This is a genomic window from Pseudomonas sp. MWU12-3103b, assembly GCF_023100615.1.
Lineage (GTDB): Bacteria > Pseudomonadota > Gammaproteobacteria > Pseudomonadales > Pseudomonadaceae > Aquipseudomonas > Aquipseudomonas putida_A.
Genome location: NZ_JALMEY010000001.1, coordinates 123527 through 146630, shown reverse-complemented (window position 1 = coordinate 146630; position 23104 = coordinate 123527). Strand labels below are relative to the sequence as shown.

20 protein-coding genes are annotated in these 23104 nt (G+C 56.9%); all 20 read right to left on the bottom strand.

The window, feature by feature from the left end; translation table 11 throughout:
- Nucleotides 1–36: 36 nt before the first annotated feature.
- The 20 genes from M0808_RS00720 to mnmE all read right to left on the bottom strand — a co-directional run bounded on the left by M0808_RS00720 (nt 37) and on the right by mnmE (nt 23052).
- Complete coding sequence (locus M0808_RS00720) at nt 37–1224, bottom strand: EAL domain-containing response regulator (RefSeq protein WP_210556580.1); 1188 nt, start codon at nt 1222–1224, stop codon at nt 37–39.
- Complete coding sequence (locus M0808_RS00715) at nt 1211–4033, bottom strand: ATP-binding protein (protein ID WP_210556227.1); 2823 nt, start codon at nt 4031–4033, stop codon at nt 1211–1213. The genes M0808_RS00720 and M0808_RS00715 overlap by 14 nt, the downstream gene beginning before the upstream one ends.
- Nucleotides 4034–4085: 52 nt before the next feature.
- On the bottom strand, nt 4086–5036 hold the full coding sequence (locus tag M0808_RS00710; RefSeq protein WP_246881612.1) for a fimbrial protein: 951 nt from the start codon (nt 5034–5036) through the stop codon (nt 4086–4088).
- A gap of 263 nt (nt 5037–5299) precedes the next feature.
- Nucleotides 5300–7132 (bottom strand): glutamine--fructose-6-phosphate transaminase (isomerizing), encoded by a 1833-nt coding sequence (glmS, locus tag M0808_RS00705; protein WP_098966411.1) that lies wholly within the window; start codon nt 7130–7132, stop codon nt 5300–5302.
- 2 nt (nt 7133–7134) lie between these two features.
- Complete coding sequence (locus tag M0808_RS00700; RefSeq protein ID WP_098966413.1) at nt 7135–7911, bottom strand: DeoR family transcriptional regulator; 777 nt, start codon at nt 7909–7911, stop codon at nt 7135–7137.
- Nucleotides 7912–8139: 228 nt separating this feature from the next.
- On the bottom strand, nt 8140–9507 hold the full coding sequence (gene glmU / locus M0808_RS00695) for a bifunctional UDP-N-acetylglucosamine diphosphorylase/glucosamine-1-phosphate N-acetyltransferase GlmU (RefSeq protein ID WP_247839495.1): 1368 nt from the start codon (nt 9505–9507) through the stop codon (nt 8140–8142).
- A gap of 117 nt (nt 9508–9624) precedes the next feature.
- Nucleotides 9625–10050, bottom strand: coding sequence for a F0F1 ATP synthase subunit epsilon (locus M0808_RS00690; protein ID WP_007954164.1), 426 nt, complete (start codon nt 10048–10050; stop codon nt 9625–9627).
- 45 nt (nt 10051–10095) lie between these two features.
- Nucleotides 10096–11475 (bottom strand): F0F1 ATP synthase subunit beta, encoded by a 1380-nt coding sequence (gene atpD, locus M0808_RS00685; RefSeq protein ID WP_027610292.1) that lies wholly within the window; start codon nt 11473–11475, stop codon nt 10096–10098.
- 27 nt (nt 11476–11502) lie between these two features.
- A complete protein-coding gene (atpG, locus tag M0808_RS00680) occupies nt 11503–12363 on the bottom strand; it encodes a F0F1 ATP synthase subunit gamma (RefSeq protein ID WP_010565870.1) in 861 nt (286 codons plus the stop codon).
- Nucleotides 12364–12413: 50 nt separating this feature from the next.
- Complete coding sequence (gene atpA / locus M0808_RS00675; RefSeq protein WP_047596971.1) at nt 12414–13958, bottom strand: F0F1 ATP synthase subunit alpha; 1545 nt, start codon at nt 13956–13958, stop codon at nt 12414–12416.
- 21 nt (nt 13959–13979) lie between these two features.
- Nucleotides 13980–14516 (bottom strand): F0F1 ATP synthase subunit delta, encoded by a 537-nt coding sequence (locus M0808_RS00670; RefSeq protein WP_007911956.1) that lies wholly within the window; start codon nt 14514–14516, stop codon nt 13980–13982.
- Between the two features lie 12 nt (nt 14517–14528).
- Nucleotides 14529–14999: a F0F1 ATP synthase subunit B gene (locus tag M0808_RS00665; protein WP_011336718.1), complete on the bottom strand. Its 471-nt coding sequence runs from the start codon at nt 14997–14999 to the stop codon at nt 14529–14531.
- A gap of 59 nt (nt 15000–15058) precedes the next feature.
- Nucleotides 15059–15316 (bottom strand): F0F1 ATP synthase subunit C, encoded by a 258-nt coding sequence (gene atpE, locus M0808_RS00660; protein ID WP_003097235.1) that lies wholly within the window; start codon nt 15314–15316, stop codon nt 15059–15061.
- 133 nt (nt 15317–15449) lie between these two features.
- Complete coding sequence (atpB, locus tag M0808_RS00655; protein WP_007960779.1) at nt 15450–16319, bottom strand: F0F1 ATP synthase subunit A; 870 nt, start codon at nt 16317–16319, stop codon at nt 15450–15452.
- A 16-nt stretch (nt 16320–16335) separates the two neighbouring features.
- Nucleotides 16336–16743: a F0F1 ATP synthase subunit I gene (locus tag M0808_RS00650; protein ID WP_003229783.1), complete on the bottom strand. Its 408-nt coding sequence runs from the start codon at nt 16741–16743 to the stop codon at nt 16336–16338.
- 148 nt (nt 16744–16891) lie between these two features.
- Nucleotides 16892–17764, bottom strand: coding sequence for a ParB/RepB/Spo0J family partition protein (locus M0808_RS00645; RefSeq protein ID WP_007960777.1), 873 nt, complete (start codon nt 17762–17764; stop codon nt 16892–16894).
- 9 nt (nt 17765–17773) lie between these two features.
- Complete coding sequence (locus tag M0808_RS00640) at nt 17774–18571, bottom strand: ParA family protein (RefSeq protein WP_003229787.1); 798 nt, start codon at nt 18569–18571, stop codon at nt 17774–17776.
- A gap of 18 nt (nt 18572–18589) precedes the next feature.
- Nucleotides 18590–19234, bottom strand: coding sequence for a 16S rRNA (guanine(527)-N(7))-methyltransferase RsmG (gene rsmG, locus M0808_RS00635; protein ID WP_041073590.1), 645 nt, complete (start codon nt 19232–19234; stop codon nt 18590–18592).
- Nucleotides 19231–21129: a tRNA uridine-5-carboxymethylaminomethyl(34) synthesis enzyme MnmG gene (gene mnmG / locus M0808_RS00630; RefSeq protein WP_247839493.1), complete on the bottom strand. Its 1899-nt coding sequence runs from the start codon at nt 21127–21129 to the stop codon at nt 19231–19233. The genes rsmG and mnmG overlap by 4 nt, the downstream gene beginning before the upstream one ends.
- Before the next feature lie 552 nt (nt 21130–21681).
- Nucleotides 21682–23052 (bottom strand): tRNA uridine-5-carboxymethylaminomethyl(34) synthesis GTPase MnmE, encoded by a 1371-nt coding sequence (gene mnmE / locus M0808_RS00625; protein ID WP_247839491.1) that lies wholly within the window; start codon nt 23050–23052, stop codon nt 21682–21684.
- Nucleotides 23053–23104: the final 52 nt, after the last annotated feature.

Sequence of the window (23104 nt, the reverse complement as noted above, 5' to 3'; positions counted from 1 at the left end):
ACACAATGACCTCATAGAAAGAGACTTTCGGGTGCATCAGCACACGTTTGTCGGACCGTCATGGCTCAACAACTTTTGGAACTGATCCGGGGCGACAGCATGGGAAATCAGGAAACCCTGGACCTGAGTGCAGTCGATCTTACGCAACAGAGCAAGTTCTTGCGCGGTTTCGACACCTTCAGCTACCACAGTCAAACCTAACTGCCGCCCCAAGCCAACAATACTGGTCAACGCTTGCGCCAGTTCCTCGCTGTCGTTACAGCCATGTACCAGTGCCCGATCGATCTTCAACTCGGTAAACGGTGCCGATACCAGATTCATGTAAGAGCTGTAGCCCTTGCCAAAATCATCCTGCGACAGACCGAAGCCCTTGATCCGCAAGCGGCAGGCACCAGCGTAGAAGTTGCTGATATCGTCAGGCACCGAACACTCCATCAGCTCGAAGCAAATTTTCCCTGGAATACCTTCACGTTTGAGCACGAACGCGAGAATACGGTCAGGCAGGTCATGGCTGTTGAGCAAGTGTGTCGGCAGGTTGATCGACACAGGAATGTCATAGCCCTGCTCACGCCATTGGGCCTGGGCCGCTATGGCCTGTTCCAGAACCCGCCATAACAGGTGCTCTTCCAGACCGAACGTTATGAGTGAGGGTAGAAACATCCCAGGCAAGAGCATGCCGTGCTCAGGATGAACCCAGCGAATCAGCGCTTCAGCGGCGACGATGCGTGCATTGACCAAGGCTTTTTTGGGTTGAAACCAAGCCTGCAATTCGCCGTTATCCAACGCATCAAGGATCGTCTGCCGGTCAATACCGGGTAAGGGTAATGGCTGAGCGGCTTGGCGCAGTCCCTGCAATTGCTCGATCAGGCAGCGCAGGGCCGCTGAATTCACCGGTTTGGAGATCAGCCCTATGACCTTTACCTGCAGGTTGCTGGCCACCAGGCTTGCCCCCATTAGCATTCGGCGCGAGGCCGCACTCATGATCGCCAGCACTGGCCCCGAACGTAAGGCCGCCAGTCCCTGGATGAATTGCACGCCATCCATGCCGGGCATCAGTAGGTCGGTGAGGACCAAATCGAAATTGCGCCGCTTCAAGCAGGCCAACGCTTCTTCGCCGTCGCACGCAGACTCCAGATAAAAATCTCCCAGTTCGCTGAACAAATGCTGCAAGTACACCTGCTGGAAGGGGTGGTCTTCGACTATCAAAATGCTACACGGCTTCATGGGCTGCTCGCTCATAAGGAGCCAGGTAGTTAAACAAGGCTCGCAACGTAAAAGGTTTGACCAGGCAGTGATTCATACCGGCCGCCAGACACAGTGCTTCTTCTCCACGCATGGCGTTGGCCGTCGCACCGATGATCGGCGCAGAGCAACCTTGGCGACGCAGTTCGCGGGCCAACTCGTAGCCGTTGAGTCTCGGCATGTTCACATCGCTGAGGACAATATCGAATGGTGTACTGCGCCATATCGCCAATGCTTCTTCACCGTTGCAAGTCAGCTCCACGGTACAGCCGAGTTCCTCCAGTTGGTCGCGCAGGATCAACTGATTGATCACGTTGTCCTCGGCTACAAGGATGTGCAGGTTAAGTTTGCGCAGGTCGCGATGCTCAATCAGCGGCTGAGGCTTGACCATTCGTACACCCTGGGCCCGGCTTACTGCTTGATAAATAGCGTTCAAGTCATTGATGTTGACCTTCCAGCCACCACACATGGCCTGCGGCTCATTTGAACCATCGCTGGTAGCCAACACCAACGGACCGCCCCACTCTTGCACCAAGCGCGGTTCGATGGAGCCCGCGTGTAGCTCGACTAATACGCACTCCGGGCCAACGTTCTGGTGTGATGGACAACCGATCTGCGGGCGGGCCCCCCACCGCCGCAACCAGCCACTGATGGCTTCGGCCACTTCACGGATCGGTGAGACCACGTAGACTACTTCGGGCAACAGTCCTGTCATCGTTGCCGACAATGAATAGATTGTTGGCTCCTCCAGCGGCAAGGTCAGAGAAAAACTGCTACCCAGACCCTGCTCGCTAACCATGCGGATATTGCCGTTCATCAAGTTTGTCAGGCGCAAGCAGATAGGCAGACCAAGGCCCGTACCGGCGATTACATTGGTATTGCCTCCGGTCTGGTAAAACGGCTCAAAAATGAATGGCTGATCGTCATGTGCGATGCCTCTGCCGGTGTCCGAGACCTGCCATTGCAGACTGGCGCGTTCACCATCGCGGCTGAGCAACTTGACTCGTAACACTACCCGCCCGGAGTCGGTAAATTTGACGGCGTTGCTCAACAAATTGTTGAGGATTTGACGGATACGACTGACATCACCGATAACTCGATCCGGCATTTTCGGGTCCAGACAGGCGTACAATTGCAGGCCCCTGCTCTGCGCCGCAGCCGCATAACCCTGAACCACTTCCCTCACTAGTTCCAGCGCCGAAAACTCGCTCAACTCCAGAGCCAGTTGCCCAGCCTCGATTTTCGATACGTCCAGCACATCGCAAATCAATTGCAGCAAAGTTGCCGATGAACCTTCGATTGCCCGAAGGTAATTTTTTTGCTGGGCATCCAGATCTGTACGCGCCAGTAATTCCAAGGTACCCAGCACCCCATACAACGGCGTGCGAATTTCATGGCTCATGGTCGCCAGGAACAGGGTTTTCGCCTCGTTGGCAGCATCGGCCATCTGTCGGGCTTCATCCAGGGCGACTTCGATTTCAGTGCGCGCACTGATGTCGCTGAACGCACAGAGCAAGACGTCTTCACCTTTGTACCGGGTGGGCGCGCAGCTCAGATAAAGGTGCTTCCCATCGATGGTCTCAAAGTAGTCGCTTAGGGCAGGGTCGAGCGTATCGAAAGCATCGCGAATCCATCCATGGCACAGCTGATCGCGCTCTCCTCCCTGTCCCAGCCATTGCTGAGACAAGGTGTTTTCCAGAACCACCTGACCGTCGGTGCGCCGCAATACGCATAGGGCTACGGGGGCGGTCTGGATGACGTCGCGGCTGAACCGCTCGCTTTCAATTAGGGCCTGAATCCGCATGATCGCTGGCTTAATGAAGCGGCGCTCCATACGATGGGTCAGCAGCCACACCAGACTGATGCTAAAAAGGCAAAACAAGAGAGCAGCGCTCAATTGCGGCCACAGAGTCGACAGCACGGCGCGCAAGTCAATGGAGTACGCGAGTTGCCAGTCGGAAGACTTCAACTGCTTGCGCAACACAACGCGGTCGGGCAGCCAGCTTTCGCCGACAAAGCCAAAGAAGTCTTGTCGCTGAAGGTCCGGCAGATTCTGGCTTGAGTGAGGACTGCGGCTGTTGCTGAAAAGCGGCATGCCTTGGGCGTTGAACATGGTGAACTCGCCTGCGCTGTGGTCACTCAAGGCTCTGGAGACTTCCCGGTCGTCCATCTCCAGACCCAGCCAGCCGGAGTTCACGTCGCGCTCGTCCAGACGAATGAATATGTACAGCTGCGAATGCCCCGCCGACTGATGGGTCAGCCACAACTCTTGAAGGGCGGGGGCGTTGTCACGTTTAAGGGTCTGGAGTTCATTCAGCATGGTTTCGGAGAAATCACCTGCTACTGGTGTGGCGTTGTACAGGCGCGCCACCGTGGTCTCGACATCGCTGCTGACATAGATCAAGTTGACTTGTTGCGCTTTCAAATAATCACGCATGCGCTGGGTCAGCCAGATGTTCCACTGCTTGCCGGGCGAATCGCCCAACAGCAGATGAATTTCTTCTTCGGTCACCGCCGGATCGAACTGCCAGTCGTGGCGCGTAGATGACAAGCTGAGACTTTTGAGAAGTGCTTCACGGGTAGTGAAAAAGGTATGGGCTTCGGCAATCGCACTGCTCATATAGCCGCGCCGCTGAGAAATTTCATTGTTGAAGGTGAACAGTAAAAAGTTATAAACGCCGCCGAGGATGCCGACCAGCAGCACCAAGGCAAAAATACGCAGTAATCGCCGCGCCGCGTCTGGCGTGGAAAGGACTGGATTCAACTGGTGGAGATACGTTTTTAATTTCATTCCGCTACTTTAATTGGAGCAGAAAGCAGGGAAAATCAGACGATTCTTAGTTTCACAGATAGCTCATAATGAAGGATACTTCACTATTGGCAGTACCGGCTTCGAGTCTATTATCGGCAAGGCGAATATAAGCGGCAGATAACGGAATATTGAAATCCGTGCCCGAGGGATTGAAACCATTAAACGTGTATGGCGTGTCTAATTCTATAGGCTGCCCTGCGTCGTTCCTCAACTGCAAGCCAATTCCTTTGGCTGATGATCCGGCGTTCAGCGCAACGACACCATTTTTAGAATCGATAACAGGCGTATTAGCTTTGAGCTGATATGTCACTTTCTGGATGCCTCGCTGACATTGATTCAAGGCAATGTTAAATTTCATCAGCCGAGAGGTTTCGCCGACTTTTTCGAACTCTCCCAGACGATAGCCTTCTCCCATCGCCACCGTTATCGAGGGTGTTTGGCAGGTCGCTGCGTTCACGACTATAGGATTGATTAGATTAAAATTACCCAATACTACTTCACCGGCGCGATACTGACCTAGAGATCCAGCAGGGATCGGGCTTTGCGACAAGATCTCTCCAGACTTGAAAATTTCAAGGCTATAGATACGGGGAGGAAAGTGCATAGTAAAACTTCCCAACTCAAGCGTTGGCGCCGGCAAAGGATTGCCTTCTTTTAGTATTCGAAATGAAAGCCCGGGCACTCCCAAAGGAAATACGCTACCACTAGTCACACTTCCAAAAGCGGGATTAACACTAAATCCGATCAAAGGTTCAAAACAATGAAGTATAGAAGTTCGCACCACACTACTGGAAGTTTCTTTGTAAATAATCGTGCCGTTAGGAGCATCTTGGGGAATCGTAAAATTAGGTGTAAGGCTCTTACCGAAATTTATGGTAAATGTCGATAGCTCTACAACACCGCAACCACCTGCCACTGCCCCTGATGAGTAGGCCAGTACTACCGAAGCAGCAAACGTCAGAAATAAATTCGAATGTTTCATGTTGATACCGATAAGAGTTATCTGAGAGACCAAGCACTCTAGCGACCGTTATAGATTATGAACATAGGACGTTTCTTAGTTTATGGGCGGCTGAAAACTGGAGCGATGAATCCAAACCAAAGGGAAAGCCTGGAAAGAAAAAACCCCCGTAGATACGGAGGTTTAAGCCTTGTGTCAACATATGTTTGCGTGTGTCAAACTTTATTATTTAGTGTCAATCTATATTGTTCAAATCCAGCGGGTCAATGTCAGCTGTGGATAACTTATTCCACCGTCACCGACTTCGCCAGGTTGCGCGGCTGGTCGACGTCGGTGCCCTTGAGCACGGCGACGTAGTACGACAGCAACTGCAGAGGGATGGTGTAGAGGATCGGCGAAAGAATGTCGTGGATGTGCGGCATCTGCACCACATGGGTGCCTTCGCCGTTGGTCATCCCGGCCTTCTCGTCAGCGAATACGATCAGTTCACCACCACGGGCACGGACTTCCTGCAGGTTGGACTTGAGCTTCTCCAGTAGTTCGTTGTTTGGCGCCACGGTGACCACCGGCATGTCGTTATCCACAAGCGCCAGCGGGCCGTGCTTCAGCTCACCGGCCGGGTAGGCTTCGGCGTGGATGTAGGAGATTTCCTTGAGCTTCAAGGCGCCCTCCATTGCGACCGGGAACTGCGCGCCACGGCCGAGGAACAGGGTGTGATTCTTCTCGGCGAACAGTTCGGCGATTTTTTCCACCGTGCTGTCCATCGCCAGCGCTTCGCCCAGACGGGTCGGCAGGCGACGCAACTCTTCCACCAGCGTGGCTTCAACGCCTTTGCCGAGGGTGCCGCGTACCTGACCCAGCGACAGGGTCAGCAGCAGCAGGCCGACCAGTTGCGTGGTGAACGCCTTGGTCGAGGCTACGCCGATTTCGCGACCGGCCTGGGTCAGCAGCGTCAGGTCGGATTCACGCACCAGCGAGCTGATGCCGACGTTGCAGATCGCCAGGCTGGCGAGGAAGCCCAGCTCTTTGGCGTTGCGCAGCGCGGCCAGGGTGTCGGCGGTTTCGCCGGACTGCGAGATGGTGACGAACAGGGTATCCGGCTGCACCACCACCTTGCGGTAGCGGAATTCGCTGGCGACTTCGACCTGACACGGAATACCGGCCAGTTCTTCGAGCCAGTAACGCGCGACCATACCGGCGTGGTAGCTGGTACCGCAGGCGACGATCTGCACGTTGCGCACTTTGGCGAACAGTTCGGCAGCCTGTGGACCGAAGGCCTGCACCAGCACCTGATTCGGACTCAGACGGCCTTCGAGGGTGCGTTGGACAACGGATGGTTGCTCATGGATTTCCTTGAGCATGTAGTGGCGGAACTCGCCCTTGTCGGCAGCTTCGGCACCATCGCTGTACTGCACGGTCTGACGCTCGACGGTTTTGCCATCTACGTCCCAGATCTGCACGCTATCGCGGCGAATTTCGGCGATATCGCCCTCTTCCAGGTACATGAAGCGGTCAGTGACCTGGCGCAGGGCCAATTGGTCGGACGCGAGGAAATTCTCGCCCAGGCCCAGACCGATCACCAACGGGCTGCCACTGCGTGCGGCAACCAGACGATCCGGCTGTTGTGCGTTGATCACGGCCAGACCGTAGGCGCCGTGCAGTTCTTTGACGGTGGCTTTCAGCGCGACGGTCAGGTCAGGCTGATCCTTGAGTTTATGGCTCAGCAGGTGCGCGATGACTTCGGTGTCGGTGTCCGAAGTGAACACGTAACCCAGCGCTTTCAGTTGCTCACGCAGGGCTTCGTGATTCTCGATGATGCCGTTGTGCACCACCGCGATATCACCGGAGAAATGCGGGTGCGCGTTACGCTCGCACGGTGCACCGTGGGTCGCCCAACGGGTGTGGGCGATACCGAGACGGCCGACCAGCGGCTGTGCGGCCAGCGCCGCTTCCAGCTCGCTGACCTTGCCCGGACGGCGCATGCGCTCGAGCTTTTCATCGTTGGTGAAAACTGCCACACCGGCGCTGTCATAGCCGCGGTATTCAAGGCGCTTGAGGCCTTCGAGCAGGATGGCGGTGATATTACGTTCAGCAACTGCGCCGACAATTCCACACATGCTTATTTCTCCTGACTGACAGCCGCGCAAATCACGCTGATACCGCGGGCCTGTATCTGATCGCGGGCCTCTTGTGGCAGGCGATCATCGGTAATGAGGGTATGGACGCTGCTCCACGGCAGCTCCAGGTTGGGAATCTTGCGGCCGATCTTGTCGGCCTCGACCATCACGATGACTTCACGCGCCACGTCGGCCATCACCCGGCTCAGGCCAAGCAACTCGTTGAACGTGGTGGTACCGCGCACCAGATCGATGCCATCGGCGCCGATAAACAACTGGTCGAAGTCGTAAGAGCGTAGTACCTGCTCGGCCACCTGGCCCTGGAAGGACTCCGAATGCGGATCCCAGGTGCCGCCGGTCATCAGCAGCACCGGCTCGTGTTCGAGTTCGCTCAAGGCGTTGGCCACGTGCAGGGAGTTGGTCATCACCACCAGACCCGGCTGCTGGCCAAGCTCGGGAATCATCGCCGCAGTGGTGCTGCCACTGTCGATGATGATGCGGGCGTGCTCGCGGATACGTTTGACGGCGGCGCGGGCAATCGCCTGTTTGTACTTTGAAACGCTTTGGCCCGGTTCAGCGACCAATTCCTGCGGCATGGTGATCGCCCCGCCGTAACGGCGCAGCAACAGACCATGGCTTTCCAGTGCGGCCAGATCCTTGCGAATCGTAACTTCAGAAGTTTCGAAGCGCTTGGCCAGTTCATCCACACTGACTTCGCCCTGCTCATTGAGCAAGGCGAGGATATTGTGTCGGCGCTGGGGTGTGTTGCGTTTCGACATGGCGGCTTAAGTTTCGATTCGAAAGATAACGGAAGCAATCAAAACCTATTGGCCATAAATCGTCAAGCGACAGATCGAAAATTTTAGAAACGACCCAGACGAATGTGGGAGCGGGCTTGCTCGCGAATGCGGAGGGTCAGTCACTGAAATGTGAAACTGAAACACCGCATTCGCGAGCAAGCCCGCTCCCACATTTGGATTCAAGCAATAAGTGCAGCTGTGGATAACTCAGCTTTTCTTGATCTTCTCAGGGCGCTTCCAGCCATCGATATTCTTTTGCCGCGCCCGACCAACGGCCAACTGGGCGTTATCCACATTCTGGGTGATGGTCGAACCAGCCGCGGTGGTTGCCCCGGAAGAGATATCCACAGGTGCCACCAACGAGTTATTGGAGCCGATGAACACGTCCTCGCCCAACACGGTTTTCCACTTGTTGGCGCCATCGTAGTTGCAGGTAATGGTGCCCGCGCCAATGTTGGTGCGGGCGCCGATTTCCGCGTCGCCCAGATAGGTCAGATGCCCGGCCTTGGCGCCCTCGCCCATGCGCGCGTTTTTCAGTTCGACAAAGTTACCCACATGCGCGCGCGCTTCCAGAACGGTACCTGGACGCAGACGGGCGAACGGACCGGCATCGCTGCTTTCGCCAAGAATCGCACCTTCGATGTGGCTGTTGGCTTTGATCACCACGCCTTTGCGCAGGGTGCTGTCCTTGATCACGCAGTTCGGGCCGATCACCACGTCGTCCTCGATGACAACATTACCTTCGAGAATCACGTTGATGTCGATCAGCACATCGCGACCGACGGTGACTTCGCCACGCACATCGAAACGCGCCGGGTCACGCAGGGTCACGCCTTGCGCCATCAGCCGGCGGCCGGCGCGCAGCTGGTAATGTCGCTCGAGCTCGGACAGTTGCTTACGATCATTGGCGCCCTGCACTTCCATCGGGTCGTGCGGTTGTTCAGTGGCCACCACCAAACCATCGCTGACCGCCATTTCGATCACGTCGGTCAGGTAGTACTCACCCTGGGCATTGTTGTTCGACAGGCGGCTCATCCAGTCGGCCAGACGATTGGCCGGGACGGCGAGGATGCCGGTGTTGCCTTCGGTGATTGCGCGCTGGGCTTCGCTGGCATCTTTGTGCTCAACGATGGCTGCGACCTTGCCGTCAGCATCACGCACGATGCGGCCGTAACCGGTCGGATCTTCCAGCTCGACGGTCAACAGGCCCATCTGCCCCGGTACGACATGTTTAAGCAGGCGCTGCAGGGTTTCGACCTCGATCAATGGCACGTCACCGTAGAGGATCAACACGGTGTCGGCGCTGATGAACGGCACAGCCTGAGCCGTTGCATGACCAGTGCCCAATTGCTGGTCCTGCAGCACGAAATTCAAATCGTCAGCCGCCAGACGCTCACGCACCACATCGGCACCGTGGCCGATCACCACATGAATGCGCTGTGGATCGAGCTGCCGTGCGCTGTGGATAACATGCCCAAGCATGGAATTGCCGGCTACCGGGTGCAGCACTTTCGGCAACGCCGAACGCATACGGGTGCCTTGACCGGCCGCGAGGATAACGATTTCGAGAGACATGACTGGCTACCAATCCTGGGTGGTCAGCAACTGCGACCGGGTTGTAAAAATCGGAAAAGAAAAAAGGGTAGCCGAGGCTACCCTTTTTTATCAATCGCACAACAAGTGGCTGACGGATTAACCGCCAAACTTCTTGCGGATCTGCTGGACGGTGCGCAGCTGAGCTGCAGCCTCGGCCAGACGTGCGGACGCAGCTCCGTAGTCGAAATCTGCGCTCTTCTCGTGCAGAGCAGCTTCGGCAGCCTTGAGAGCTGCCTGGGCTTGAGCTTCATCCAGGTCGGCGGCACGTTGCACGGTATCGGCAAGCACCTTGACCATGTTCGGCTGAACCTCGAGGAAACCACCGGAGATGTAGAACACCTCGGCTTCCCCGCCTTGCTTGATCAGGCGGATCGGACCTGGCTTCAGATTAGTGATCAGCGGCGCGTGACCCAGAGCGATACCAAGATCACCCAGTGCACCGTGCGCAATCACCATCTCGACCAGGCCGGAAAAGATTTCCCCTTCCGCGCTGACGATATCGCAATGGACTGTCATAGCCATCTGATTGCCTCAACCTAAATTAGCGCCCGTTGCCGGGCGCCGGGATTACAGTTTCTTGGCTTTCTCGATCGCTTCTTCGATGCCGCCAACCATGTAGAACGCTTGTTCTGGCAGGTGGTCGTAGTCACCGTTGAGGATGCCTTTGAAGCCAGCAATGGTGTCTTTCAGGGAAACGTATTTACCCGAAGCACCGGTGAAGACTTCAGCCACGAAGAACGGCTGCGACAAGAAGCGCTGGATCTTACGAGCACGGTTAACCAACTGTTTGTCGGCTTCCGACAGCTCGTCCATACCCAGGATCGCGATGATGTCTTTCAGCTCTTTGTAACGTTGCAGAACGTACTGAACGCCGCGAGCGGTGTCGTAGTGGTCCTGACCGATTACGTTCGGATCCAGCTGGCGCGAAGTCGAATCCAGTGGATCTACCGCTGGGTAGATACCCAGGGAAGCGATGTCACGGGACAGAACGACGGTAGCGTCCAAGTGGGCGAAGGTGGTCGCTGGCGACGGGTCGGTCAAGTCATCCGCAGGTACGTATACCGCCTGGATCGAGGTGATCGAACCTTCTTTGGTCGAAGTGATACGTTCTTGCAGAACGCCCATCTCTTCAGCCAGGGTCGGCTGGTAACCTACTGCCGAAGGCATACGGCCCAGCAGTGCGGATACTTCAGTACCGGCCAGGGTGTAACGGTAGATGTTGTCGACGAACAGCAGAACGTCGTTACCTTCGTCACGGAACTTCTCGGCCATGGTCAGGCCGGTCAGGGCTACGCGCAGACGGTTTCCCGGCGGCTCGTTCATCTGACCGTAAACCAGTGCCACTTTGTCCAGAACGTTGGAGTCCTTCATCTCGTGGTAGAAGTCGTTACCCTCACGAGTACGCTCACCCACACCGGCGAACACGGAATAACCGCTGTGCTCGATGGCGATGTTACGGATCAGTTCCATCATGTTTACGGTTTTGCCTACACCGGCACCACCGAACAGACCGACTTTACCGCCTTTGGCGAACGGGCAAACCAGGTCGATAACCTTGATGCCGGTTTCCAGCAGGTCGTTGCCGCCTGCTTGCTCAGCGAACGAAGGTGCTGCGCGGTGAATGCCCCAGCGCTCTTCGGTGTCGATTGGACCGGCTTCGTCGATCGGGTTACCCAGAACGTCCATGATCCGGCCCAGAGTCGCTTTACCGACCGGTACGGAGATGGCTGCGCCGGAATCGGTAACTTCCAGACCGCGCTTCAAGCCCTCGGTGGAACCCATCGCAATGGTACGAACCACGCCGTCGCCCAGCTGTTGCTGAACTTCCAGAGTGGTTTCGGCCGCGCTGACTACTTTCAGCGCGTTGTAGATGCTCGGTACGCTGTCGCGTGGAAATTCCACGTCGATAACGGCGCCGATGATTTGAACGATACGTCCGCTACTCATAGCTGGATCCTCTGAATATTTGAACCGTTAAACCGCGGCAGCGCCGCCGACGATTTCCGAGATCTCTTGGGTGATCGCAGCCTGACGCGCCTTGTTGTAGATCAGCTGCAAATCGCTGATCAAATCACCGGCGTTGTCGGTAGCGTTCTTCATCGCGATCATCCGCGCAGCTTGTTCAGCCGCGTTGTTCTCGACCACCGCCTGGTACACCTGCGACTCCACGTAGCGCACCATCAAGCCGTCAAGCAGCTCTTTGGCGTCTGGTTCGTAGAGGTAGTCCCAGTGGTGCTTGAGTTCTTGATCCGGGGTTGCCACCAGTGGAATCAACTGCTCCACGGTAGGCTGTTGTGTCATGGTGTTGATGAACTTGTTGGATACCACGGACAGGCGATCGATACGGCCCTCCAGGTAGGCATCCAGCATCACCTTGACGCTGCCGATCAAATCATTGATCGACGGCTCTTCACCCAGGTGGCTGATAGCTGCAACGACGTTACCGCCGAAGTTGCGGAAAAAGGCCGCACCCTTGCTACCGACTACACACAGATCAATCTCGACGCCGTTTTCGCGGTTTACCGCCATGTCCTTGACCAGGGCCTTGAACAGGTTGGTGTTCAAGCCGCCGCACAAACCACGGTCACTGCTCACGACGACATAACCGACGCGCTTTACTTCACGGTCGATCATGAACGGGTGGCGGTATTCCGGGTTGGCGTTGGCCAGATGCCCAATTACCTGGCGGATACGCTCCGCATAAGGACGGCTGGCTGCCATGCGCATTTGTGCCTTGCGCATTTTGCTCACCGCCACTTTTTCCATGGCGCTGGTAATTTTTTGCGTGCTTTTGATGCTCGCAATCTTACTGCGAATCTCTTTTGCGCCTGCCATGTAACACCTATCAGGTTAGCAAGCGGGAGCCTTGCGGCTCCCGCTGCGGCTTACCAGGTTTGGGTGGCCTTGAACTTCTCGATACCGGCTTTCATGCCAGCGTCGATTTCGTCATTGAAGTCACCTTTAACGTTGATCTTGGCCATCAAATCGGCGTGATCGCGGTTGAAGAAAGCAATCAGCGCTTGTTCGAAGCTGCCGATCTTGGCGATTTCAATGTCAGTCAGGAACCCACGCTCAGCGGCATACAGCGACAGCGCCATGTCAGCGATCGACATTGGTGCGTATTGCTTCTGCTTCATCAGCTCGGTAACGCGCTGACCATGCTCAAGTTGCTTACGGGTCGCTTCGTCCAGGTCAGAAGCGAACTGGGCGAATGCCGCCAGTTCACGGTACTGAGCCAGAGCGGTACGGATACCACCGGACAGCTTCTTGATGATCTTGGTCTGAGCGGCACCACCCACACGGGATACCGAAACACCGGCGTTCACTGCAGGGCGGATGCCCGAGTTGAACATGGCCGATTCCAGGAAGATCTGACCGTCGGTGATGGAAATCACGTTGGTCGGAACGAACGCGGAAACGTCGCCAGCCTGGGTTTCGATGATTGGCAGTGCGGTCAGGGAACCGGTTTTGCCGGTCACTGCGCCGTTGGTGAACTTCTCTACGTATTCTTCCGAAACGCGGGACGCGCGCTCCAGCAGACGGGAGTGGAGATAGAACACGTCGCCTGGGTAAGCTTCACGGCCTGGTGGACGGCGCAGCAGCAGGGAAATCTGGCGGTAAGCCACTGCTTGCTTGGACAGATCGTCATAAACGATCAGCGCGTCTTCACCGCGGTCGCGGAAGAATTCACCCATGGTGCAACCGGAGTACGGTGCCAGGAATTGCAGCGCAGGAGATTCCGAAGCACTGGCAGCCACGATGATCGTGTTGGCCAGGGCGCCGTTTTCTTCCAGCTTGCGAACCACGTTGGCGATGGTCGATTGCTTCTGACCGATCGCTACGTAGACGCAGAAAATGCCGCTGTCTTTCTGGTTGATGATCGCGTCGATCGCCAGAGCGGTTTTACCGATCTGACGGTCACCGATGATCAGCTCACGCTGGCCACGGCCGACAGGGATCATGGCATCGACAGCCTTGTAGCCAGTCTGTACAGGCTGGTCTACCGACTTACGCCAGATCACGCCCGGTGCAACTTTCTCGACCGCGTCGGTCAAGGTGTTGCCCAGTGGACCTTTGCCGTCAACAGGGTTACCCAGTGCATCGACTACGCGACCCAGCAGTTCCTTACCCACCGGAACTTCGAGGATGCGGCCGGTGCACTTGGCGCTCATGCCTTCAGCCAGACTGGTGTATGCGCCCAGTACAACGGCACCTACGGAGTCTTGCTCCAGGTTGAGGGCCATACCGTAGACGCCGCCCGGAAACTCGATCATCTCGCCGTACATGACGTCGGCCAGACCGTGAATCCGCACGATGCCGTCAGATACGCTGACGACAGTGCCTTCGTTACGGGCTTGGGAGGTCACATCGAGCTTGTCGATGCGGCCCTTGATAATTTCACTTATTTCGGAAGGATTGAGTTGCTGCATTGCTCTGCTGCCCCTTCAAACTCAAGATTTCAATGCTTCGGCAAGTTTCGCGATTTTGCCGCGAATCGAGCCATCGATAACCAGGTCGCCGGCGCGGATAACGACACCCCCTATAAGGGCAGCATCCTCCGCAACTTGCAGGCGCACTTCCCGGTTGAGTCGTGCACTGAGAACCTTGGCGAGTTTGTCTTGCTGTTCTTGGTTCAATGCAAAAGCACTGGTCACTTCAACGTCTACCGACTTCTCTTGTTCGGCCTTGTACAGGTCGAACAGAGCGGCGATCTCCGGCAGAAGCGGGAGACGGTCGTTTTCGGCAACGACATTGATGAAGTTCTGTGCCTTGGCATCAAACTTGTCGCCGCACACGTCAATGAACGTGGCGGCCTTTTCTGCGCTCGTCAGTCGCGGGGCCTTGAGCACGCGCTGCATGGTGTCGTCTTGCGACACCGCTGCAGCCAGGCCGAGCATGGCTGACCAATTGGCCAGTTGCTGGTGGGCCTGAGCGTGCTCGAAGGCCGCCTTAGCGTAAGGTCGGGCCAACGTGGTCAGTTCTGCCATGATCGCCCTCGCTTAGATTTCAGCAGCCAGTTGGTTAACCAGCTCTGCGTGCGCGTTTTGATCGATTGTGGCACCCAGGATCTTCTCGGCGCCGCCGACAGCCAGCAAGCCCACTTGGGCGCGCAGCTTGTCTTTGACACTGTTCAGTTCCTGTTCGATCTCGGCTTGAGCCTGAACCTTCACACGGTCAGCGTCGATACGGGCTTTTTCAACAGCCTCTTCAACGATCTGGTTACCGCGTTTCTTGGCTTGCTCGATGATTTCAGCTGCCTGAGCTTTCGCTTCGCGCAGTTGCTGACCCGCTTTCTCTTGGGCCAACTCCAGGTCGCGAGCTGCACGGCTGGCAGCGTCCAGACCATCAGCGATCTTCTTTTGACGTTCGTGCAGAGCAGCGATGACCGGAGGCCATACGAACTTCATGCAGAACAGTACAAAAATCAGGAACGCAACGGACTGGCCAATCAGGGTCGCATTAATGTTCACGCCAACACCTCGCAGTTACGTTGTCCATCACACCAAATTACTCGGAAGAATCCGGGTAATTAGCCAGCGATCTGACCAACGAACGGGTTCGCAAAGGTGAAGAACAGAGCGATACCAACACCGATCATGGTTACGGCGTCGAGCAGACCGGCAACGATGAACATTTTAACTTGCAGCATTGGAACCATTTCTGGCTGACGCGCTGCGCCTTCCAGGAACTTGCCGCCCAGCAGGCCGAAACCAATTGCGGTACCCAGTGCGCCCAGGCCGATCAACAGTGCAACAGCGATAGCGGTTAGACCAACTACAGTTTCCATCTTTCCTCCCGACTTTTACGTCGTATGGTTTAGGTTTTTTAGATTAAAGCGGTAAAACAAATCGTTTCAGAGGCCCGGTTAAGAGCCCCCTCCCGTTTGACCGGGAGGGACATCAGATCAGCCGAGGCTGCTCTTAATGGTTTTCTTCGTGCGCCATCGACAGGTAGACGATGGTCAGCATCATGAAGATGAACGCCTGCAGGGTGATGATCAGGATGTGGAACACAGCCCACGCCCACTGCAGAACAACGCCCAGGCCACTCAGCCAGAGCAGGCCGCTGCCGAACATCACAGCGATCAGAATGAACACCAGCTCGCCGGCATACATGTTGCCGAACAGACGCAGGGCCAGAGAGATCGGCTTGGCGATCAGGGTCACGAATTCCAGCAGGAAGTTCACCGGGATCAGCAGGGCCTGAACGAAGATGTTCTTGCTGCCGAACGGGTGCAGGGTCAGTTCGCCGATGAAGCCGCCGATGCCCTTGACCTTGATGCTATAGAAAATGATCAGTGCGAAAACCGAGAACGCCATGCCCAGGGTCGCGTTCGGGTCGGTGGTCGACACGGCACGGAACGGGATGTGGTGGTCGCCGGTGATCAGGATGGCCAGCTGAGGAATCCAGTCGACCGGTACCAGGTCGACGGCGTTCATCAGGAACACCCAGACGAAGATGGTCAGTGCCAGCGGTGCGATCACCGGGCTACGGCCATGGAAGCTGTCTTTCACGCTGCCATCGACGAATTCGACCAATACTTCAACGAAGTTCTGCAAAGCACCTGGCTGACCCGATGTTGCTTTCTTTGCCGCCATGCGGAAAAGGAAAACGAAGATCAGACCCAGCGCGACCGACCAGCCGAGGGTATCGACGTGGAAAGCCCAGAAGCCCATTTCCTTGGCTTCTGCTGCGGTATGGGCAAAGCCCCAGCCGCCGTTAGGTAGCTGACCGAAGGTCAGGTTCTGCAAGTGGTGCTGGATATAGCCCGAAGCGGTTGTTTCTGCCATGGTTGCCTCAAACGCCCTAAGGTCTCGAAAGTCTTGTTCTCATCAGCAGGGGAGCGAACCAGCTGACCGACTGAGTCAGCACGAAAGCGCCGAATACTGCGATCGGCGCCAATGGCTTCACACCTGCAAACACCAGTGCAAACAGCACTGCCGTCAAAATCAGTTTGCCTGCCTCGCCGGCATAAAATGACCGGACGATGGACTGGGCTGCTCGGGCGCCGGAAAACCGAAATGCCTTGTGAGCGAAATAAACATTGGGCAGCAAGGCTATCAGGCCTCCGCAAAGTCCCGAGTATCCGGCAACGACTCCGTGCCATTGCCAGAGCGCCAAAGCGGCAATGAGCAAAATGACAAATTGAGCCATCAACACCGGAAAAACCGCCAGGCGATGGAACGGCAGGCGGTTTGGCTTGCGGGTTTCCATCACGTTTGCTCTCCAATGGTCGGCTGCCAGAATTCAATAACTTGGCATAATTTGTGCCGACAAAATGCGCGCAGAGTATAGGGGCGGTTCTGCCCCTATTCAACTGTCAGGTAGTGATTTCCGACTGCGCGCTACATGAGGAAATGTTTCAGCGGATGTGTGCGAGCACACCTTGAAGCTCATCGAGGGAGTTGTAACCGATCACCAGCTGACCTTTTCCCTTCTTGCCGTGGCGAATCTGCACCGCAGAGCCTAGGCGCTCGGCCAGACGCTGTTCGAGCCGGGCGATATCCGGGTCGGGTTTGGCCGCTTCCACAGGCTCCGGTTTGCCACTCAACCACTGACGAACCAGTGCCTCGGTTTGGCGCACAGTCAGGCCGCGTGCGACAACATGTCGCGCCCCTTCCACCTGCTGATTGTCCGGCAGACCGAGCAAAGCACGGGCATGACCCATTTCCAGGTCACCGTGGGACAGCATGGTCTTGATGACTTCCGGCAGTGCAATAAGTCGCAACAGGTTAGCCACAGTCACGCGGGACTTACCCACAGCCTCGGCCACCTGCTGTTGAGTGAGCTGGAATTCCTGCTGCAGACGCTGCAAGGCGACGGCTTCCTCAATCGGGTTCAGGTCTTCACGCTGGATGTTCTCGATCAGCGCAATGGCGATCGCGGTCTCATCCGGCACATCACGGACCATCGCCGGGATGGTTTCCTGGCCGGCCTGCTGGCTGGCGCGCCAGCGGCGTTCGCCGGCGATGATTTCGAAACGGCCACCGCCAATCGGGCGCACCACGATCGGCTGCATCACGCCTTGCGCCTTGATCGACTGCGCCAGCTCTTCCAGCGCTTGCGGATCCATGTCGCGGCGTGGCTGGTATTTGCCACGCTGCAGCAGGTCCAGCGGCAGGTGTTGCAGTTCACGGGTATCGGCCTGCGCCGCCTGTTCTTCCAGCGCGCTGACGGTCGGACCACTCAGCAGTGCATCCAGTCCACGTCCGAGACCTCGTTTCTTGACGGCCATGGGGATTCCTTAAGTTGGCTGGGCAGCGGCGATGCGTGAATTTTTGCGCTGACGGCGAACCATCTCGCCCGCCAGGGCCAAATAGGCCAGCGCGCCGCGCGATTGCTTGTCGTAGGCCAGTGCCGGCATACCGTAGCTCGGTGCTTCGGCCAGGCGGATGTTGCGCGGGATCACCGTGTCGTACAGCTGCTCGCCAAAGTGTTCCTTCAGCTGCGCCGAAACATCGTTCATCAGGCTCAGCCGCGGGTCGTACATGGTGCGCAGCAGACCTTCGACCTTGAGGTTGGGGTTCAGCAGTTCGGCGATGCGCTTGATGTTATCCACAAGGTCGCTCAAGCCTTCGAGCGCAAAGTATTCGCACTGCATGGGGATAATCACCCCGTCAGCGGCGACCAGTGCGTTCAATGTGAGCATCGACAGCGACGGCGGGCAGTCGATCAAAATGTAATCGTAGTTTTCACGGATCGGCGCCAGCGCGCTGCGCAGACGGCTTTCCTTCATCTGCATTTCCAGCAGAACCACTTCTGCCGCGGTCAGGTCGCGGTTGGCCGGCAGCAGTTGATAACCGCCGTGCTCGGAATAGTGCATGGCCTGGGCCAGATCGCATTCGCCGATCAGCAGGTCGTAGACCGAGTTTTCCAGGCCATGTTTATCCACACCGCTACCCATGGTGGCGTTGCCCTGTGGATCGAGATCGATCAACAGCACCCGGCGCTTGGTCGCGACCAGAGATGCTGCGAGGTTGATGCAGGTGGTGGTCTTGCCCACACCACCCTTCTGGTTCGCTATCGCGAATACCTTAGCCATTCTTGCTTGTGTTCCCAATCATGCCGTGCGGCGCAGTATCAGCAGATGGCGTTGGCCTTGGCAACCGGGTACGGCCAGGGCGTGTTCGCTATCGAGTTTGAAGTCTGCCGGCAATGCTACCAGCTCATCGGCCGGATGAACGCCCTTCATTGCCAGCCAGCGCGTGTCGGCATCGCCGAGGTGGCGAGTCCAGTTGGTGAAGTTCTCCATGCTGCTGAAGGCCCGGGAAATGATCCCGTTGAATGGCTGGGCAGGCTGGAAGGCTTCGACGCGACTGTGGATAACTTGCAGGTTATCCAGTTTGAGTTCGAGTTTGACCTGAGTCAGGAAGCGGGTTTTCTTGCCGTTGCTGTCCAGACAGGTGACTTGCGAGTCCGGATACAGGATCGCCAACGGGATCCCCGGCATGCCGCCGCCACTGCCAACATCGAGCCAACGGCCGTTTTCGATGAACGACATCACGCTCAAGCTATCGAGCAGATGCCGCGAAACCATTTCATCAGGATCGCGCACTGCAGTCAGGTTGTAGGCCTGGTTCCATTTGATCAACAGGGCCAGGTAACCCAGCAGCAATTCGTGCTGGGCTGCGCTGAGATTGACACCGAGCGCGCGGGCTCCTGTGGATAACTCTTCGGCGTGTTGCGAAGTGACCTTAGAACTCAAGCGCTTTGCTCCAACTGACGGCCCGCGCCGCGTTTTTTCAAATGAATCATCAACAGCGAAATCGCTGCCGGGGTCACGCCCGGGATTCGCGAAGCCTGGCCGAGCGTCTCCGGACGCGTCGCACCGAGCTTGCTCTGAATCTCCTTGGAGAGACCGGAAATGTTGGTGTAATCGATATCCACAGGCAATCTCGTGTCTTCACTGGCGCGCAGACGGGCGATTTCGTCCTGTTGACGGTCGATGTAACCGGCGTATTTGGTCTTGATTTCAACCTGTTCGGCGACCTGTGGATCTTCGGCGCCCTGCCCGGTCACTTCGACCAGACCAGCGTAGTCGATTTCCGGACGGCTCAAGAGGTTGAGCAAGTTGTATTCGTGAGTCAGCGGCGTGCCGAATTTTTCCGCAATCGCATCGCCCTGCTGGGTGCCCGGGCGAACCCAGGTGCTCTTCAGGCGCTGCTCTTCGAGTTCGATGCTTTCGCGTTTCTTGCAGAAGGCCGCCCAACGCGCGTCATCGACCAGACCCAGTTCACGACCTTTTTCGGTCAGACGCAGGTCGGCGTTGTCCTCGCGCAGAATCAGGCGGTACTCGGCACGGGAAGTGAACATGCGGTACGGCTCTTGGGTACCGAGGGTGATCAGGTCGTCGACCAGCACGCCGATGTACGCTTCATCGCGACGCGGGCACCAGGCTTCTTTGCCCTTGGCACGCAGCGCGGCGTTGGCCCCGGCGAGCAAACCTTGCGCACCAGCTTCTTCGTAACCGGTGGTGCCGTTGATCTGACCAGCGAAGAACAGACCGCCGATGACTTTGGTTTCCAGGCTGTATTTCAGGTCACGCGGGTCGAAGTAGTCGTACTCGATCGCATAACCCGGACGCACGATGTGCGCGTTTTCCATGCCGCGGATCGATTGCACGATCTGCAATTGCACGTCGAACGGCAAGCTTGTGGATATCCCGTTCGGGTACAGCTCATGGGTGGTCAGGCCTTCCGGCTCGATGAACACCTGATGGCTTTCCTTGTCGGCAAAGCGATGAATCTTGTCTTCGATCGACGGGCAGTAGCGCGGACCGATGCCCTCGATTTCGCCGGCAGCGGAATACATCGGCGAACGATCGAGGTTCGCCGCGATGATTTCGTGGGTGCGGGCGTTGGTATGGGTAATCCAGCAACTGACCTGGCGCGGATGTTGTTCCTTGTTGCCCATGAACGACATGACCGGGATCGGCGTATCGCCCGGTTGCTCGGTCATGACCGAGAAATCCACAGATTTGCCATCGATGCGCGGTGGCGTACCGGTTTTCAGGCGACCGACACGCAGCGGCAGTTCACGCAGACGATGTGCCAGGGCAATCGACGGCGGGTCACCGGCACGACCGCCGGAGAAATTCTGCAAACCGATGTGGATAAGTCCACCGAGGAACGTACCAGTGGTCAACACCACGGAATCGGCGAAGAACCGCAGACCCATTTGCGTGACAACACCGCGTACCTGGTCCTGCTCGACGATCAGGTCGTCAGCGGCCTGTTGAAATATCCACAGGTTCGGTTGGTTTTCCAGAATTTCGCGGACAGCGGCCTTGTACAGAATACGGTCGGCTTGCGCACGGGTCGCTCGTACGGCCGGACCTTTGCGGCTGTTCAATACGCGAAACTGGATGCCGCCCAGATCGGTAGCCATGGCCATCGCGCCGCCGAGGGCGTCGATTTCCTTGACCAGATGGCTTTTGCCAATGCCACCGATGGCCGGGTTGCAGCTCATGGCACCGAGGGTTTCCACGTTATGCGTCAGCAACAGGGTTTTTGCCCCCATACGTGCTGAGGCCAGTGCTGCCTCGGTACCGGCATGACCGCCGCCGATGACGATCACTTCAAAACGGGAAGGGAAATCCACCACGCACCTCGTGCCTGCTTAAGTAGGTATTCAGGAATAGTTTGAGATCAGGTTTCTGGACCTGGTCGACAAGTATAGGGACTTCGCCCTTCCTAAAGAACCCTTTGCACAAAATTTAACCAGCTGTGGAGAACTCGAGGTTAAAAGAATAAAAAAGAGAGAAATTTATAAAACCTTTGTTTTAATGCTTATTCTTACTGACCGACCTTTCTGTGGATAAATTGCTACAGGCCTTATTATTCAATGTGTACAGAGTTTCAAAACCCTGTTATCAGGTCCTCGGGAGGCCCTTGGATAACCGGTTTAAGCCTGTGGATGAATGGGGTGGTTATCCACAGAGGCAGTTATATCCAGTTTTCACGCCCTGTTATCAACTGACCTCATTGGCAGTTATTCACAGGGCTTAATCCACAGAAATCAGCTGAATGATTGGTTGGCGGGCAAGGGAAATCCGCCCAGGGCGAGAGAGTCTGCCCGGCACTGGAGAAAGGAATTGAGAAATGAGGAGTGCAGACAGGCCGCGAACGGGCCTGTCTGTGAACAGCAGAAGGGTTATTTACCGATGCAGAAGCTGGAAAAGATCCGGCCAAGCAGGTCATCGGAGCTGAATGCCCCGGTGATTTCTCCCAGAGAGTGCTGGGCCTGACGTAAATCCTCGGCCAGCAGCTCACCGGCACCGGCCAACGTCAGCTGTGCGCGACCATGTTCCAGCGCTGCACTGGCATGGCGCAGAGCCTCCAGATGACGGCGACGGGCACTGAAGCTGCTTTCCGAGGTTTGCTCATAGCCCATGCAGGCCTTGAGGTGTTCGCGCAGCAATTCCAGCCCTTCGCCAGCGGATTTGGCGCTGAGGCTGATGGTCACGTGGCCATCGTCGCTGACTTCCAGAGCGATTGCTTCACCCGTCAGGTCAGCCTTGTTGCGAATCAAGGTGACTTTGGCCGGATCCGGACGGGTTTCGAGGAATTCCGGCCAAAGGGCAAACGGGTCTGCAGCTTCCGGCGCGGTGGCATCGACTACCAGCAGCACCCGATCCGCTTCAGTGATCGCTTTCAACGCACGCTCGACGCCGATCTTTTCCACCTGATCATCGGTATCACGCAGACCGGCGGTGTCCACCACGTGCAACGGCATGCCGTCGATGTGGATATGTTCGCGCAAGATATCGCGGGTGGTGCCGGCAATCTCCGTCACGATCGCGGCTTCGCGGCCGGCCAGGGCATTCAACAGACTGGACTTGCCGGCATTCGGCCGACCGGCGATCACCACGGTCATGCCGTCACGCAACAAAGCCCCCTGCCCGGCCTCGCGAAGCACTGTGGACAGTTCATCGCGCACTTTGTCGAGCATGCTCAACACATGGCCATCGGCAAGGAAGTCGATTTCTTCTTCCGGGAAGTCGATGGCGGCTTCGACGTAGATACGCAACCCGATCAGTTGTTCGGTGAGGTTATGCACACGCTGGGAAAACGCCCCTTGCAGTGAGCGCAAGGCATTGCGTGCAGCCTGTGCCGAACTGGCTTCGATCAGGTCGGCGATCGCCTCGGCCTGAGCCAGGTCGAGTTTGTCATTGAGGAACGCGCGCTCGCTGAATTCACCCGGGCGAGCCAGACGGCAACCCAGTTCCAGGCAACGCTTGAGCAGCATATCGAGGACGATCGGGCCACCGTGCCCCTGCAACTCCAGCACATCTTCGCCAGTGAACGAGTTTGGTCCCGGGAAATACAGGGCCAGTCCTTCGTCCAACACCTGCTGATCAGCACTGAAAAACGGACCGTAATGCGCGTAACGCGGTTTCAGTTCGCGGCCGCTGATGGCTTTGGCTGCAACGCTGGCCAACGGCCCGGAAATACGGACGATGCCGACACCGCCGCGACCTTGAGCGGTGGCGACAGCAGCGATGGTTTCACGAGGTACGCTCATAAACCGGAATCCAGACAAAAGTGGCAGATAGCAAAACGCCCCACTAGGGGGC

Excerpts from the sequence above, each read along its gene's own strand:
- M0808_RS00720 (WP_210556580.1), bottom strand. The coding sequence starts at position 1,224 with ATGAAGCCGTGTAGCATTTTGATAGTCGAAGACCACCCCTTCCAGCAG.
- M0808_RS00715 (WP_210556227.1), bottom strand. The coding sequence starts at position 4,033 with ATGAAATTAAAAACGTATCTCCACCAGTTGAATCCAGTCCTTTCCACG.
- M0808_RS00710 (WP_246881612.1), bottom strand. The coding sequence starts at position 5,036 with ATGAAACATTCGAATTTATTTCTGACGTTTGCTGCTTCGGTAGTACTG.
- glmS (WP_098966411.1), bottom strand. The coding sequence starts at position 7,132 with ATGTGTGGAATTGTCGGCGCAGTTGCTGAACGTAATATCACCGCCATC.
- M0808_RS00700 (WP_098966413.1), bottom strand. The coding sequence starts at position 7,911 with ATGTCGAAACGCAACACACCCCAGCGCCGACACAATATCCTCGCCTTG.
- glmU (WP_247839495.1), bottom strand. The coding sequence starts at position 9,507 with ATGTCTCTCGAAATCGTTATCCTCGCGGCCGGTCAAGGCACCCGTATG.
- M0808_RS00690 (WP_007954164.1), bottom strand. The coding sequence starts at position 10,050 with ATGGCTATGACAGTCCATTGCGATATCGTCAGCGCGGAAGGGGAAATC.
- atpD (WP_027610292.1), bottom strand. The coding sequence starts at position 11,475 with ATGAGTAGCGGACGTATCGTTCAAATCATCGGCGCCGTTATCGACGTG.
- atpG (WP_010565870.1), bottom strand. The coding sequence starts at position 12,363 with ATGGCAGGCGCAAAAGAGATTCGCAGTAAGATTGCGAGCATCAAAAGC.
- atpA (WP_047596971.1), bottom strand. The coding sequence starts at position 13,958 with ATGCAGCAACTCAATCCTTCCGAAATAAGTGAAATTATCAAGGGCCGC.
- M0808_RS00670 (WP_007911956.1), bottom strand. The coding sequence starts at position 14,516 with ATGGCAGAACTGACCACGTTGGCCCGACCTTACGCTAAGGCGGCCTTC.
- atpE (WP_003097235.1), bottom strand. The coding sequence starts at position 15,316 with ATGGAAACTGTAGTTGGTCTAACCGCTATCGCTGTTGCACTGTTGATC.
- atpB (WP_007960779.1), bottom strand. The coding sequence starts at position 16,319 with ATGGCAGAAACAACCGCTTCGGGCTATATCCAGCACCACTTGCAGAAC.
- M0808_RS00650 (WP_003229783.1), bottom strand. The coding sequence starts at position 16,743 with ATGGAAACCCGCAAGCCAAACCGCCTGCCGTTCCATCGCCTGGCGGTT.
- M0808_RS00645 (WP_007960777.1), bottom strand. The coding sequence starts at position 17,764 with ATGGCCGTCAAGAAACGAGGTCTCGGACGTGGACTGGATGCACTGCTG.
- M0808_RS00640 (WP_003229787.1), bottom strand. The coding sequence starts at position 18,571 with ATGGCTAAGGTATTCGCGATAGCGAACCAGAAGGGTGGTGTGGGCAAG.
- mnmE (WP_247839491.1), bottom strand. The coding sequence starts at position 23,052 with ATGAGCGTACCTCGTGAAACCATCGCTGCTGTCGCCACCGCTCAAGGT.